Here is a 13,495-nt window from a genome sequence, read left to right as displayed (position 1 = left end):
GTCGACGGCGAGCACTCAGCAGGCGCCGACCTCGGGAGCCGCCGGAGCCGGAACGGGAGCCGCCGGAGCCGGAACGGGAGCCGCCGGGGCCGGAACGGGAGCCGCCGGGGCCGGAACGGGAGCCGGACCCGAGGCCGGAGCCGGGGTCATACCTGAGGCCAGGGCCGGACCCGAAGCCGGAGTCGGAGCCGAGGTCGGGATCGAGGTCGGGGTCGGGATCGAGGTCGGGACATCGACGGCAGGCGTGCGGGGAGTCCCGTCCGCAAGCCGGCGCATCAGCACCCCGTAGCCGACCCCCGCCGCCGTCCCGACGACGGCGCACATCCCCCAGAGCCACTCCGCGCCGAACCGGTCGATGACCAGGCCGGACATCAGCGGGGCGATCAGTGAGGCGAGGGCCCAGGAGAGCGTGTACATGCCCTGGTAGCGGCCGCGGCCGTGGGTGGGGGAGAGGCGGACGACGAGTCCGGTCTGGGTGGGCGCGTTGATGATCTCCGCGAGGGTCCACACGCAGACGGTGAGCGCGAACACGCCGACCGAACCGGCGAACGCGGTCAGCCCGAACCCGTACCCCGCGAGCACCGAGGAGACCACCAGCAGCCGCCGGGCGTCCCGGTGCTCGATGAACCGTGTGACGGGGATCTGCAGCGCGACGATGAGGACGCCGTTGACGGCGATGGCCATGCCGTAGTCGGCCGACGTGAACCCGGCCGCGCCCATGGCGACCGGCAGGCCGACGGCCCCCTGCTGGAAGACGAGCGCGACGAGGAAGGACAGTCCGACGACGCTCATGAAGCGCCCGTCGCGCAGCACCGTCCCGAGCCCGACCCGTTCGTCGTCGCGGGCGCCCGCGCCCTTGTCCGCCCGCTCGGGCCGCGACTCGGGCAGCTTGAGGAAGACGACGATGGCGCAGACGAGCGTCATCGAGGCCTCCAGGAGGAAGCCGGCGCGGTAGCTGACCTCGGCGATGAACCCGGCGGCCGTGGACGAGACGGCGAACCCGAGGTTGACGGCCCAGTAGTTGAGCGAGAAGGCGCGGACCCGGTCCTCGGGCCGCACGATGTCGGCCATCATCGCCTGCACGGCCGGCCGGGACGCGTTGGACGCCATCCCGACGAGGAAGGCGACCCCGGCGATGGCGACGGGGTGCTCCATGAAGCCGAGCAGCGTGACGGAGGCGGCGGTGCAGGTCTGCGCGACGAGCAGGGTGGGCCGCCGCCCGAGCCGGTCCGCCATGACGCCGCCGCCCAGCGACGACACGACCCCGCCGAGCCCGTGCAGCGAGGCGACGAGTCCCGCGTAGGAGGCGGAGTAGCCGCGGTCCAGGGTCAGGTACAGCGCCATGAAGGTGGCGACGAACGCGCCGAGCCGGTTGACGAGTGTGCTGGTCCACAGCCACCAGAACTCTCTGGGCAGCCCGGACAGCGTCTCGCGGGCGGCACGTCTCAACACGGCGACAGGCATGACGGATCCCCCGGGATGTAAGCGGCGCAGGCGGCTCACAGAACTTACGAGGGAAGCGGAATCGAGGGCTACTCATTTAACAGATGACGTCAATCGACGCGGCCCGGCCCCGCCCCCGGCCGCCGCTCCACCCCCGCCCTGTCCGCTCTGCGAGCGGCCGCGCGACGCGTCAGGGCGGTCGATTACGCTCATACGCATGGCCGACGCACCGTACAAGCTGATCCTCCTCCGCCACGGCGAGAGCGAGTGGAACGCGAAGAACCTGTTCACCGGCTGGGTGGACGTCAACCTCAACGAGAAGGGCGAGAAGGAGGCGGTCCGCGGTGGCGAACTCCTGAAGGACGCCGACCTCCTGCCCGACGTGGTCCACACGTCCCTCCAGAAGCGGGCGATCCGCACGGCCCAGCTGGCCCTCGAATCCGCCGACCGCCACTGGATCCCGGTCCACCGCTCCTGGCGCCTCAACGAGCGCCACTACGGTGCGCTCCAGGGCAAGGACAAGGCACAGACCCTCGCGGAGTTCGGCGAGGAGCAGTTCATGCTCTGGCGCCGCTCCTACGACACCCCGCCCCCGCCCCTCGAGGACGGCACGGAGTTCTCCCAGTCCGCGGACCCGCGCTACGCGACCATCCCGCCGGAGCTGCGCCCCCGCACGGAGTGCCTCAAGGACGTCGTCATCCGGATGCTCCCCTACTGGTACGACGGCATCGTCCCCGACCTCCTCGCGGGCCGCACGGTCCTCGTCGCCGCCCACGGCAACAGCCTGCGCGCCCTCGTCAAGCACCTCGACGGCATCTCCGACGCCGACATCGCGGGCCTGAACATCCCGACGGGCATCCCCCTCGCCTACGAACTCGACGCGGACTTCAAGCCCCTCACCCCGGGCGGCACCTACCTCGACCCGCAAGCGGCGGCAGCAGCCATCGAGGCAGTCAAGAACCAGGGCAAGAAGAAGTAAGCGACACCCCTTGAGCCCCCGGCCTGCGCATACGGCGCAGGCGGGGGCTTTGCGGTGTCGCCCGGGGGGCTCACCGGGACCGCGGCGGGGTCATCGGGTTGGTCGGGCCAGTCGGGCCAGTCGGGGCCGTCGGGCCGGTCAGGCTCAGGGCTTCAGGAAGTCCGGTGTCGGTTGTTGTCTCGCCTCCGCTCGGGCCCCCGCATCACGCAGGGCGGAGACGGCGGCCGTCGCATCCTCGGGGGGCAGGTGGGAGAGGAGGACGACCGGCGGCCGTGTCGCGAGGAGTTTGCTGTGCCACAGGCTCAGCCCCGTGAGGCGACGGATGACCTGGACGACGTCCATCACGCGGGCGCCGGAGTCGGTGAGCACGACCTCGTGAGGTACGTCGTCGCACACCAGCAGGATGTACTCGCCCGCCATGTCTCTCCCCTCCCCGCCCCTCGGCGCCGGTCATGGTCGGAATCGAAGCCGACGGGCGGTTCCCCGGGCAACGGGTTTGCGGGTCAGGGTGTCGTGGCCGGGGCGGTCGCCGGGGCCGGGTCCGGGGCCTGGGTGGGGGCGGGGTGGCCGGGGGTGGTGTGGTGGCGGCGGGACGGTCCGAGGACGGGGTGGCTGACGCCCCAGGCCGCTCCCTTGCAGACCAGTTCCTTGTAGAGCGCGGCGAGGCGTCCCGTGAGGGCGGCGTCGACGGCGCGGTCGTCGGCGGTGACGTACTGGATGAGGCCTTGCCTGCGGCCCAGCGAGATGCACTGGTTGAAGTAGCGCACCGGCACGGTCGGGATCTTTCCGCCGGTCAGGCGGGCCGCGATGGCGTCGGCCGCCTGCCATGCCATGGGGACGCCCGAGGCGCACGACATCCGCAGCGGCTTGTCGCCGGGGCCGGTCATCAGGGCCGCGTCGCCGACGGCGTACACGTCGGGGTGCGAGACCGAGCGCAGGGTCCGGTCGACCACGATCCGGCCGTCGGCGGCGACCTCCAGCGCGGTGGCCTGGGCGACGGGGTGGACGGCGAAGCCGGTCGTCCAGAGCGTGACCGCCGACGGGACGGACCTGCCGTCGGCCGTGACGACGTGGTCGGCCTCGACGGCGGTGACGGTCGTGTGCTCGTGCACGGTGATGCCGAGACCGTCGACGACCTTGCGCAGGTGGCGCCGGCCCTTGGACGAGAGCCAGTCGCCCAGGCCGGCGCCGGCGGCGAGGGCGACCTCGAGGTCCGGGCGGGCCTCGGCGATCTCGGTCGCGGCCTCCACGCCGGTGAGGCCGGCGCCCACCACGACCACGGGCTGTCCGGCGGCCAGCGAGGACAGGCGCTCCCGCAGCCGCAGCGCGCCGGGCCGGCTCGCGATCTGGTGCGCGTGCTCGGCGGTGCCGGGGACGCCCTGGTCGTTCCAGCCGCTGCCGAGGGCGTACACGAGGGTGTCGTACCCCAACTCCTCGGTCTTTTCCCGGTGTCCGGCCGCTTCGGCTCCTTCGGTTCCGTCTGCGGCCCGTACGGTGACGGTCCTGCGGTCGACGTCGACGCGCGTCACCCTCGCGATCCTCAGCCGGACGCCGGTGCCCGCGAACATCTCGGCGAGCGGCCGGGGCGTGAGCTCCTGGCCGACCGCCAGCTGGTGCAGCCGGACGCGCTCGACGAAGTCGGGCTCGGCGTTGACGAGGGTGATGGCGACGTCGTCGCGGTGCAGTCGCCTGGCGAGGCGCCCGGCGGCGACGGCTCCGGCGTATCCGGCCCCGAGGACGATGATGCGGTGCTGCATGTCGCTGCTCCTGTCTTGAGCGGATTCGCCTCCTGAACCGGGCGGCCCGCCGATTCCTGACAGGAATGCGGTGTGAAGCAGCTCACATCGCCGTCAGAGAGTGATCAGAGAGCCGTCAGAGTGGTCAGAAGGCGCGGAGCAGGGGTTCCCCGTGGTCGGCGGCCGCCCAGTGCCGCGTCGCGCGCTCGAGCTTGTCGGGGTTGACCTGGTTGCGGAACGCGGTGATGCCGTCCGCGCCGATCTCCAGGCACATGACGCCGATGACCCGGCCGTCGAGCACCACCACGAGCGCCGGGGCGCCGTTGGCGGTCGCGGCGTAGACGTCGGGCGAGCCGCCGACGATGGCGCGCTTGGCCTTGCTGGGCTTGAACAGGCCCCGCATGAACGTGGCCACCGCGAGAGCGCCCTCGAACGCCTTGGCGCGGGCCGGGATCTTCCCGCCGCCGTCGCCGATCGCGACCGCGTCCTGGGTGAGCAGCCGCACGAGCGGCTCGGTCCGGCCGCTGGTGGCGGCCGCGAGGAACTCCTCGACGATGCGCCGGGCCGCGGCCTCGTCGATCTCCGTGCGGGTCCTGCCCTGCGCGACGTGCTGCTTGGCGCGGTGGAAGATCTGCTGGCTGGCGGCCTCGGTGAGGTCGAGGATCTCGGCGATCTCCCGGTGCGGGTAGTCGAAGGCCTCCCGCAGCACGTACACCGCGCGCTCGTTGGGGGAGAGGCGCTCCAGCAGGGTGAGCACCGCGTACGAGACGGACTCGCGCTGCTCGACGGTGTCGGCGGGGCCGAGCATCGCGTCCCCGGCGAGCAGCGGTTCGGGCAGCCACGCGCCCACATAGGTCTCGCGGCGGGCGCGGGCCGACGTGAGCTGGTTGAGACACAGGTTGGTGAGCACCTTCGTCAGCCAGGCCTCGGGGACCGCGACGCGCTCGACGTCGGCCGCCTGCCAGCGCAGGAACGTCTCCTGCACGGCGTCCTCCGCCTCGCTCGCGGAGCCCAGCAGGCGGTAGGCGATCGCCTCCAGACGGGGCCTCGCCGCCTCGAACCGGTCCACATCGCTCACGGTCAGGGCCATGCCATGGATCCTAGCCCGCACGGTCGCGTGCCGCGTTTCGTCACCGGTGGGTCACAGGCAGGCCGTCGGCAGAACCTCCGCGCCCGTCCGCTCCGTCTGCCCGGATGAGCAACGGCGCGACGGCGGACGCCCGCGCCGATCCGGGAATCGGGGGACGGCATGCGTGACATGGACGCAACTGTGGACGGCGGAGGCGCCGGAGGGCGTGCGGACGGCGGGCTGGGCGGGTCCGAGGGCGCGGCCGGAAAAGGCGGCGCCCTTCGGGGCGTGCTCGGACCTGCGCGCCGGGGCGCGTTGGCGGCGGCCGCGGTCGCCTCGGCGGCCCTGGCGATGACGGCGTGTCAGCCGATGGACTCCTCGCCCTCTCCCGACGGAACCGCGACCCCCGCCACGAGTCCCGCGACGAGTCCCGCCACGAGTCCCGTCACGAGTCCGGCCGGGGGTTCCGCCACGGGCGGTTCCTCCGCCGGGAGTTCCACCACGGCCGGTTCCGCCTCGGCCGGCTCCGCGTCCTCGGCCCCCGCCCCCGCCACCGCCCCGGCGCACGGCACCCCCGCGACTTCCGCGCCCGCCTCGGCGTCGGCCCCGGCTCCCGGCGGCTCGACGGGCGGCATCCTGGCGACCTGCGCGGCGAAGAGCCTCGAGGTCACCGCCCGGCAGGCCGCCCAGCGGCCGGTCGGCACCGGGACCGGCGCGGCGATCGTGACGTTCACCAACGTCTCCGGCCGGACGTGCGTCCTCAAGGGGCACCCGACCGTCGCCGGGGCGGGCAACGGCTCCCCGGGGCACAACTCCCCGCTCAAGGTCACGCCCGTCGGAGCGGCCGCGCCGGTCACGGTGGCCCCCGGCGGCAAGGCGTGGGTGAAGCTGACCTTCGTGCAGGTGCAGGGCGAGGCCGACGGCTACTGCGCGTCTGGTGCGGACCCCTCCGTGTACCCCACGGTCGTCGTCGGCCTGACGGGCTCCGGGGCGCACCAGGTCGCCCTGGACGACGGTCAGTTCGCCGAGTGCGACGACACGGTGACCGTCACCGCCGTGACGGCGGCCGCGTCCTGACGCGTCCCGGACGCGGCGCAGGGCCCCGGCGCAGGGCCCCGGCGCCGTGTCGACGCCGGGGCCCCTCATGCGCGTACGTTCCTCGGGTGCGGGTGCGTCCTCAGCCGCACTGGCAGGCGCTGCCGGACTGGCATCCGCAGCCGCACCCGGAGCCGCAGCCGCACGCGCCGATCAGCATCAGGTTCCTGATCTCGGCGGGCTGCTCGGTCGGGAGCGGTTGCGTCGGGTCGGGCGTGGGGGTGCTGGGGGACTCGGCCATGGGTTCCTCCCGGAGGCGTAGGACCTGTGCGGACCTGTGCCCATTGCATGCCCGTTCCCCTGGGCGCATCAACGGCGCACAGTGTCTTGCGCCCGGTCTCGCGCACGCCAGGGACGGGCCCGGCACGCCCCCGGCGGCCGGCAGCGCGCGGGCGGCAGGCCCTGGCGGGGCCTCTTCTCCGCGACGTCCCCGCCCGACCGCCGCCCTGGCCTCGGCGCCCCGCCCCGCCCGCGCCGACCTCAGCCGATCTCGTCCGCGCCGCTGCCGCCGTCGGCCCCGCCCGCGCCGGAACCCGTGCCCGCGCCGGAACCCGCACCCGTACCCGAACCCGCGCCCGTTCCGGTGGCCGGCTGGATCTCCGGCGGCAGGTCCTGCTGGAGCTCGTCCGCGTGCTCGCCGGTCACCAGGAACACCACGCGCTTGGCGACGGCCACCGCGTGGTCGGCGAACCGCTCGTAGTAGCGGCCGAGCAGGGTCACGTCGACCGCCGTCTCGATGCCGTGCTTCCACTTGTCGTCCAGCAGGTGCTGGAAGAGCGTGCGGTGCAGCAGGTCCATCTCGTCGTCGTCCTGCTCCAGCTGGAGCGCCAGGTCGACGTCCTTGGTGATGATGACCTCGGCCGACTTCGCCATCAGGCGCTGCGCGAGCTGGCCCATCTCCAGGATCGTGGCGTGCAGGTCGTGCGGCACCGCACGGTTGGGGAAGCGCAGCCGCGCCAGCTTCGCCACGTGCTGGGCGAGGTCGCCGGAGCGCTCCAGGTCGGCCGACATCCGCAGCGACGTGACGACGATCCGCAGGTCCGTCGCCACCGGCTGCTGCCGCGCCAGCAGCGCTATCGCCCGCGCCTCCAGGTCGTGCTGCAACTCGTCGACCCTCTTGTCGGCCTCGATGACGCTCTCGGCGAGCTTCAGGTCGGCGTCGAGCATGGCCGTCGTGGCGCGTCCGATCGCCGACCCGACCAGCCGGGCCATCTCCACCAGGCTGTCGCCGATCGAGTCCAGTTCCTCGTGGTACGCGTCCCGCATCAGGGTTCCCTCTCGTACGTCGTTCCAGGGGTTCGGCTTCGGTTCCGGGGGCCAGAACCGGCCGTGACACCAGGCCGGAGCCGGTCCTCGGACCGGCGCCGGCCGGCCCTGTGACCGGAGCTGCGAACCCCACGGTGCCACGCTCCGCCCCGTACGCGTCGGTTTCCGTCACCTCACATGAACCGCCACCGGCTCCGAGGTGAACTCTGGGCGACGAGTGTTCGAGCTCGCACCTCGATGGCTGTGGCCAGGACCGAACCCGTGCCTAACCTGGGGGCATGGACGTGAACGCGGCAGTCGCCGCAGCGGCGGCGATCGCCGGGGTGCTCACCGGTGTCATCGCCGTGCTGGCGTTCCGCTGGAGCGAGCGGGAGCAGAAGCGACCGATGCGCACCTCGCTGCACACGGACCCGATGCTTCCACCGGGCGTGGACACGGTCCTGTCGGTGCTGCGCTCCTCCGCCGTCGTGCTCGACGAGGCCGACGCCGTCGTCAAGGCCAGCTCCGCCGCCTACGCCCTCGGGCTGGTCCGCGGGGGCAGGCTCAGCGTGGAGCCGATGCTGAAGATGGCCCGGGACACCCGGCGCGACGGGGAGATACGCCAGGTGGAGCTGGACCTTCCGCGGCGTGGCACGGGGCGCGGCGAGGCCCTCGCCGTGTCCGCCCGAGTGGCCCCGCTGGGCTCCCGGCTGGTGCTGCTGCTGGTGGAGGACCTCACCGAGGCCCGCAGGATCGAGGCGGTCCGGCGGGACTTCGTGGCGAACGTCAGCCATGAGCTGAAGACGCCGGTGGGCGCGCTCTCCCTGCTCTCCGAGGCCGTCATGGACGCCTCGGACGACCCCGAGGCGGTGGAACGGTTCGCCGGCCGTATGCAGATCGAGGCCACCCGGCTCACCAGCCTGGTCCAGGAGCTGATCGACCTGTCGCGGGTCCAGAACGACGATCCGCTGGAGGACGCCGAACCGGTCGGCGTCGACGAACTGGTCGCCGAGGCCGTCGACCGCTGCCGGCACCAGGCCGGCGCCAAGCAGATCACCATGGCCGCGGGAGGCCCCGCCGGCCTGCGCGTCTGGGGCAACCGGGGCCAGCTGGCCGCGGCCCTGGGCAACCTGGTCGAGAACGCCGTCAACTACTCGCCCGCACGCACACGCGTGGGCATAGCCGCCCGCCGGGTGAACGTGCCGGGCGGGGACCTGATCGAGATCGCCGTGACCGACCAGGGCATCGGCATCTCCGACAAGGACAAGGAGCGCATCTTCGAGCGCTTCTACCGGGTCGATCCCGCCCGCTCCCGTGCCACCGGCGGCACGGGCCTCGGGCTGGCGATCGTCAAGCACGTGGCCGCCTCGCACGGCGGGGAGGTCACGGTGTGGAGCGCCGAGAACCAGGGCTCCACGTTCACCCTGCGACTGCCGGAGGCGGGCGTGGCCCGCGACCGCGCGCACCTGCGCCCGGACCCGGACGAGACCGACGACGCCGACGGCCTCGACGACGTCGTCCCCTCCACCTCCCACCCCTCCACCTCCCGCCCCTCCTCTCCGGCGCAGCCCCGCGCCGCGTCCCCGAATTCGACCGCGTACCAGACGCTTTCCGCCCCGGAGGTCCATCCGTGACCCGAGTGCTCGTCGTCGAGGACGAGGAGTCCTTCTCCGACGCCCTGTCGTACATGCTCCGCAAGGAGGGCTTCGAGGTCGCGGTCGCGACCACGGGCCCCGACGGACTCGACGAGTTCGAGCGCAACGGCGCCGACCTCGTGCTCCTCGACCTGATGCTGCCGGGACTGCCCGGCACGGAGGTGTGCCGTCAGCTGCGCGGCCGCTCCAACGTCCCCGTGATCATGGTGACCGCCAAGGACAGCGAGATCGACAAGGTCGTCGGCCTGGAGATAGGGGCCGACGACTACGTCACCAAGCCCTTCTCCTCGCGCGAGCTGGTCGCCCGCATCCGGGCCGTGCTGCGCCGCCGCGGCGAGCCGGAGGAGGTCACGCCGGCGGCCCTGGAGGCGGGCCCGGTCCGCATGGACGTCGACCGCCACGTGGTGACGGTCTCCGGCTCCAAGGTCGACCTGCCGCTGAAGGAGTTCGACCTGCTGGAGATGCTGCTGCGCAACGCCGGCCGCGTCCTGACCCGCATGCAGCTCATCGACCGGGTGTGGGGCGCCGACTACGTGGGCGACACCAAGACGCTGGACGTCCACGTCAAGCGCCTGCGCGCCAAGATCGAGCCGGACCCGGGCGCGCCGCGCTACCTGGTGACGGTCCGTGGCCTCGGCTACAAGTTCGAGCCGTAGGCCACAGGGTCGGAGGCCCACAGGGCCGGAGACCCACAGGGCCGGAGGCGTGGGCCGTCGGCTCAAGCCGCCGAGGGCCGGCCGGCATGGCATGACTGAAGGGCGGCACCCCGCACGGGGTGCCGCCCTTCGGTCACGTCGTGGCCGTCGCCGGTTGTCGTTACGCGTTCGGGGAGGCGCTGCCGGACGGCGAGCCCGACCCGGCGGGCGAACCCGACGGCGAGGCGTTCCCGGAGGGCGAGGCGCCGCCGGACGGGGACGCGCTGGGGGACGGCGACTGCGACGGCTTGGCCGGGACGCTCGGGACGGCGCTCGGACCCCACGAGGAGAAGTAGCCCTCGGCGGGGACGACGAAGGCGCGCAGGCTGACCGCGCCGGTCTCGCTGAAGGTGAAGGTCACCTTCTGCGCGTCGCCGTCCTGAACCGCCTCACGGCTGCTCGGCAGGACGGCGGAGGCGTTGTTCGGTCCGCCGATGACGACGGAGCCGTGGGCCGGGACGGTGAGCTTGCCGTTGCCCTTGGCGGGCTTCAGCTCGGCCGACTTGCCGGTGCCGTCGACGGTGACGGACTCCAGGGTCTGGGGATCGTCGCTGCCGTTGAAGACCGTCGCCGAGATCACCGCGGGACCGGTCGCCTGCGGGTCCGGCTGGGTGATGACGACGACGTTCTGCAGCTTGATCTGCCCGACGTGGGCGGCGGCGTTGTCCGGCTTGACCTCCAGGGTCTGCGAGTCGTTGCCGGCGCCGCAGGCGGCGAGCGAGGCGATCGAGAACGCGATGGCGGAGGCGGCGAGGGCGCCGCGTCGAAGGCTGCTGCTCACGGCGGCGGCAACTCCTTTAATACGCGCGGGCGGCTTTCCTTTGAACAAAGCCGTCCTAAGGGTCTGTCAGCAGCCTCAGGTTACCGAGCCCGTCCCGCGCCGCCGCACCCGACCCGCCTCTGGAGCGATCTCGGCTCCGACGGCCGCCCCGGCCCCTCCGTCCGCCCGCCCCTGCCCCTCCGTCCGCTCCGGCCCCTCCGGCCGTCTCGGGCCGCCCCGCGCGCCGACGGCCGTGTGGACCTCCGCCCGCCACCGACCCGTACCTGTCCCGCGTCCGTCGCGTGTCCGTCCTGCATCCGTCCCGCGTCGGCCCGACGGCCTCTCGCGCCCCGCGAGTCGCATTGGCTTCATCCGTCGTCCACCTGCTCAGAGGGCATTCCCAAAAGCGCGGTCCGCGTCCGCTCGCGGATTTTCCGTGAAGGAATGCGGGCCCGTTCCGGAATTGATCACCACTCCGGCCGAACGGCCGATGATCAATTCCGGAAACGGCTCGTATCCGGCCGGGCGCACCGAACGGAGTAACGTAAGTCGCACACGCGGAAGCGGACATATGGGGACGTTCGGCCGTTCGGGCGGTGCTCCGGATGCGTGTAACGTACGCGTTTCTCCTCCCTCGGAGAGCGGCTCCGACCTGCGAATACCTGCCTCCGTGGGCCCCGCGCAGCACGTCCGTGTCGGACTTGTCAAGCCCCGAGATATGCCCTGACCTGCGAAAACGCCATTCAGAACCCGGAGTTTCCGTGTTACCCTGGATAGCCACGGAAGGGGTACCTGTCACATGACGTTCAAGGTTGGCGACACCGTGGTCTATCCCCATCACGGGGCCGCGCTGATCGAGGCTATCGAAACTCGCCAGATCAAAGGCGTGGACAAGACCTACTTGGTGCTGAAGGTCGCCCAGGGCGACCTGACGGTACGTGTGCCAGCGGACAATGCGGAGTTCGTCGGCGTGCGTGATGTGGTCGGTCAGGACGGGCTGGACCGGGTCTTCGAGGTGCTGCGCGCGCCGTACGCCGAGGAGCCCACGAACTGGTCGCGTCGTTACAAGGCAAATCTGGAGAAGCTCGCCTCCGGCGATGTCATCAAGGTCGCGGAAGTCGTGCGTGACCTGTGGCGTCGTGAGCGCGAGCGCGGACTCTCCGCCGGTGAGAAGCGCATGCTCGCCAAGGCCCGCCAGATCCTGGTGAGCGAGCTCGCTCTCGCGGAGAACACCAACGAGGACAAGGCCGAAGCGCTGCTCGACGAGGTTCTCGCGTCCTGACGCCGGCCCTGCACCGGCCTCAGCACGCCGAGGAACACTGAACTGCCGCGGTGCCCGATGACGTACTCCCGTCGCCGGGCGCTGCGGCATGTTCATGCCCGGACAACTCCGGACTGTCCCGCCCCACGGGGGTGTCCCCCCGATACTGGTGTGCCGGGCCCGGGCTGAAGCCTCGACCGGCGCGTCACGGAAGGGTCGGTCAAGGCGTCGCGCCCGGCACTTCCCAGGCCATACCCACCGTAGGCCGGAACACAAACCTGACAGGAACCGATGTCTGACGATTCGCGTCCCACCCCCGCGCCCGCCCGCACGGCCGCGGTGATTCCGGCCGCCGGCCGGGGCGTCCGCCTCGGTCCGGGCGCGCCCAAGGCGCTGCGCGCGCTCAGCGGCACGCCCATGCTCGTCCACGCCGTCCGCGCCCTGGCCGCCTCCCGCGCCGTCTCCCTGGTCGTCGTCGTGGCCCCGCCCGACGGCACGGCCGAGGTCAGGTCGCTCCTCGACGCGCACGCGCTGCCCGACCGCACCGACTTCCTGGTCGTCCCCGGCGGCGACACCCGCCAGGAATCGGTGAGACTGGGCCTGGACGCCCTGCCGCCCGAGTACGGCATCGTGCTGGTCCACGACGCCGCCCGCCCCCTCGTCCCCGTCGACACGGTCGACGCCGTCATCGAGGCGGTCCGCGAGGGCGCCCCGGCCGTCGTGCCCGCCCTGCCGCTCGCCGACACGGTGAAGGAGGTCGAACCGGCCACCGCCCCCGGCGACCCCGAACCCGTCGTCGCCACCCCCGAGCGCGCCCGGCTGCGCGCCGTGCAGACCCCGCAGGGCTTCGACCGCGCCACCCTGGTCCGCGCCCACGGGACCGTCACCGACGACGTCACCGACGACGCCGGCATGGTCGAACGGCTCGGCCTGACCGTCGTGGCCGTCCCCGGACACGAGGAGGCCTTCAAGGTCACCCGCCCCCTCGACCTCGTCCTCGCCGAGGCGGTCCTGGCCCGCAGGAGGCTCAACGATGGCTTCTGAGACGCCCTCCGCCGCCGTCCCGCTGCCCCGGGTCGGCATCGGCACCGACATCCACGCCTTCGAGGACGGCCGCGAACTGTGGTGCGCCGGCCTGAAATGGGAAGGGGAGGGCCCCGGCCTCGCCGGGCACTCCGACGCCGACGTCGTCGCGCACGCCGCCTGCAACGCCCTGTTCTCCGCCGCCGGCCTCGGCGACCTCGGACAGCACTTCGGCACCGGCCGCCCCGAGTGGTCCGGCGCCTCGGGCGTCACCCTGCTCACCGAGGCCGCCCGGATCGTCCGCGCGGCCGGCTTCGTCATCGGCAACGTCGCCGTCCAGGTCGTCGGCCCCCGCCCCAAGATCGGCAAGCGGCGCGAGGAAGCCCAGGAGATCCTCTCGGAAGCGGCCGGCGCCCCCGTCTCGGTGTCCGGCGCGACCACCGACGGACTCGGCTTCCCCGGGCGCGGCGAAGGCCTGATGGCGATCGCCACGGCACTGGTCGCACGCGCCGGCTGACCCCGCCCCCGTGCCCC

Annotated in this window: 15 protein-coding genes; 7 read left to right on the top strand and 8 right to left on the bottom strand. The window is 72.7% G+C overall.

All coding sequences use genetic code 11. The annotated features are described in order from the left end of the window. Positions 1 to 15 precede the first annotated feature (15 nt). Positions 16 to 1,464, bottom strand: a complete 1,449-nt coding sequence (locus OG802_RS16345) for an MDR family MFS transporter (RefSeq protein ID WP_329411286.1) — start codon at positions 1,462 to 1,464, stop codon at positions 16 to 18. Between the two features lie 196 nt (positions 1,465 to 1,660). Between OG802_RS16345 and OG802_RS16340 the strand changes: the two genes are divergently transcribed. Continuing rightward, positions 1,661 to 2,422, top strand: coding sequence for a phosphoglyceromutase (locus tag OG802_RS16340; RefSeq protein ID WP_329411284.1), 762 nt, complete (start codon positions 1,661 to 1,663; stop codon positions 2,420 to 2,422). A gap of 144 nt (positions 2,423 to 2,566) precedes the next feature. Here OG802_RS16340 and OG802_RS16335 read toward each other — a convergent pair whose 3' ends face one another. The 4 genes from OG802_RS16335 to OG802_RS16320 all read right to left on the bottom strand — a co-directional run bounded on the left by OG802_RS16335 (position 2,567) and on the right by OG802_RS16320 (position 5,961). Beyond that, on the bottom strand, positions 2,567 to 2,842 hold the full coding sequence (locus tag OG802_RS16335; RefSeq protein WP_329411282.1) for a ribosomal protein L7/L12: 276 nt from the start codon (positions 2,840 to 2,842) through the stop codon (positions 2,567 to 2,569). Positions 2,843 to 2,925: 83 nt separating this feature from the next. Then, complete coding sequence (locus OG802_RS16330) at positions 2,926 to 4,179, bottom strand: NAD(P)/FAD-dependent oxidoreductase (protein WP_329411281.1); 1,254 nt, start codon at positions 4,177 to 4,179, stop codon at positions 2,926 to 2,928. 124 nt (positions 4,180 to 4,303) lie between these two features. Beyond that, the gene (locus OG802_RS16325) at positions 4,304 to 5,248 is read right to left on the bottom strand and encodes an RNA polymerase sigma-70 factor (protein ID WP_329411279.1); all 945 of its coding nucleotides are present in this window, start codon (positions 5,246 to 5,248) and stop codon (positions 4,304 to 4,306) included. A gap of 341 nt (positions 5,249 to 5,589) precedes the next feature. After that, positions 5,590 to 5,961 carry a hypothetical protein gene (locus tag OG802_RS16320; RefSeq protein ID WP_329417652.1) on the bottom strand — a complete coding sequence of 124 codons (372 nt, stop codon included), beginning with the start codon at positions 5,959 to 5,961 and terminating at the stop codon, positions 5,590 to 5,592. On the opposite strand from OG802_RS16320, the gene OG802_RS16315 reads away from it, so the two are divergent. Continuing rightward, positions 5,861 to 6,304, top strand: coding sequence for a DUF4232 domain-containing protein (locus tag OG802_RS16315; protein ID WP_329417111.1), 444 nt, complete (start codon positions 5,861 to 5,863; stop codon positions 6,302 to 6,304). The two genes, OG802_RS16320 and OG802_RS16315, sit on opposite strands and share 101 nt — an antisense overlap. A 100-nt stretch (positions 6,305 to 6,404) precedes the next feature. Here OG802_RS16315 and OG802_RS16310 read toward each other — a convergent pair whose 3' ends face one another. After that, positions 6,405 to 6,563, bottom strand: a complete 159-nt coding sequence (locus OG802_RS16310) for a hypothetical protein (protein ID WP_329411277.1) — start codon at positions 6,561 to 6,563, stop codon at positions 6,405 to 6,407. A 239-nt stretch (positions 6,564 to 6,802) separates the two neighbouring features. After that, positions 6,803 to 7,588: a phosphate signaling complex protein PhoU gene (gene phoU, locus OG802_RS16305; RefSeq protein ID WP_329411275.1), complete on the bottom strand. Its 786-nt coding sequence runs from the start codon at positions 7,586 to 7,588 to the stop codon at positions 6,803 to 6,805. Positions 7,589 to 7,866: 278 nt separating this feature from the next. Here phoU and OG802_RS16300 point away from each other — a divergent pair, with 278 nt between their 5' ends. Both OG802_RS16300 and OG802_RS16295 read left to right on the top strand, forming a co-directional pair. Beyond that, a complete protein-coding gene (locus OG802_RS16300) occupies positions 7,867 to 9,201 on the top strand; it encodes a sensor histidine kinase (RefSeq protein ID WP_329411273.1) in 1,335 nt (444 codons plus the stop codon). After that, positions 9,198 to 9,878 (top strand): response regulator transcription factor, encoded by a 681-nt coding sequence (locus OG802_RS16295; protein WP_015659563.1) that lies wholly within the window; start codon positions 9,198 to 9,200, stop codon positions 9,876 to 9,878. The genes OG802_RS16300 and OG802_RS16295 overlap by 4 nt, the downstream gene beginning before the upstream one ends. 160 nt (positions 9,879 to 10,038) lie before the next feature. On the opposite strand, the gene OG802_RS16290 is transcribed toward OG802_RS16295, so the two are convergent. After that, positions 10,039 to 10,698 (bottom strand): DUF461 domain-containing protein, encoded by a 660-nt coding sequence (locus OG802_RS16290; RefSeq protein WP_329411271.1) that lies wholly within the window; start codon positions 10,696 to 10,698, stop codon positions 10,039 to 10,041. Between the two features lie 778 nt (positions 10,699 to 11,476). On the opposite strand from OG802_RS16290, the gene OG802_RS16285 reads away from it, so the two are divergent. From OG802_RS16285 to ispF, 3 genes are all read left to right on the top strand, one after another. Continuing rightward, entirely contained in the window at positions 11,477 to 11,959 is a 483-nt protein-coding gene (locus tag OG802_RS16285; protein WP_003953493.1) for a CarD family transcriptional regulator, read from the top strand. A gap of 270 nt (positions 11,960 to 12,229) precedes the next feature. Next, positions 12,230 to 12,982, top strand: a complete 753-nt coding sequence (ispD, locus tag OG802_RS16280) for a 2-C-methyl-D-erythritol 4-phosphate cytidylyltransferase (RefSeq protein ID WP_329411269.1) — start codon at positions 12,230 to 12,232, stop codon at positions 12,980 to 12,982. Further along, positions 12,972 to 13,478, top strand: coding sequence for a 2-C-methyl-D-erythritol 2,4-cyclodiphosphate synthase (ispF, locus tag OG802_RS16275; RefSeq protein WP_329411268.1), 507 nt, complete (start codon positions 12,972 to 12,974; stop codon positions 13,476 to 13,478). The genes ispD and ispF overlap by 11 nt, the downstream gene beginning before the upstream one ends. Positions 13,479 to 13,495: the final 17 nt, after the last annotated feature.

The sequence above is a fragment of the Streptomyces sp. NBC_00704 genome, assembly GCF_036226605.1.
Lineage (GTDB): Bacteria > Actinomycetota > Actinomycetes > Streptomycetales > Streptomycetaceae > Streptomyces.
This window is presented reverse-complemented; position numbering and strand designations above follow the sequence as displayed.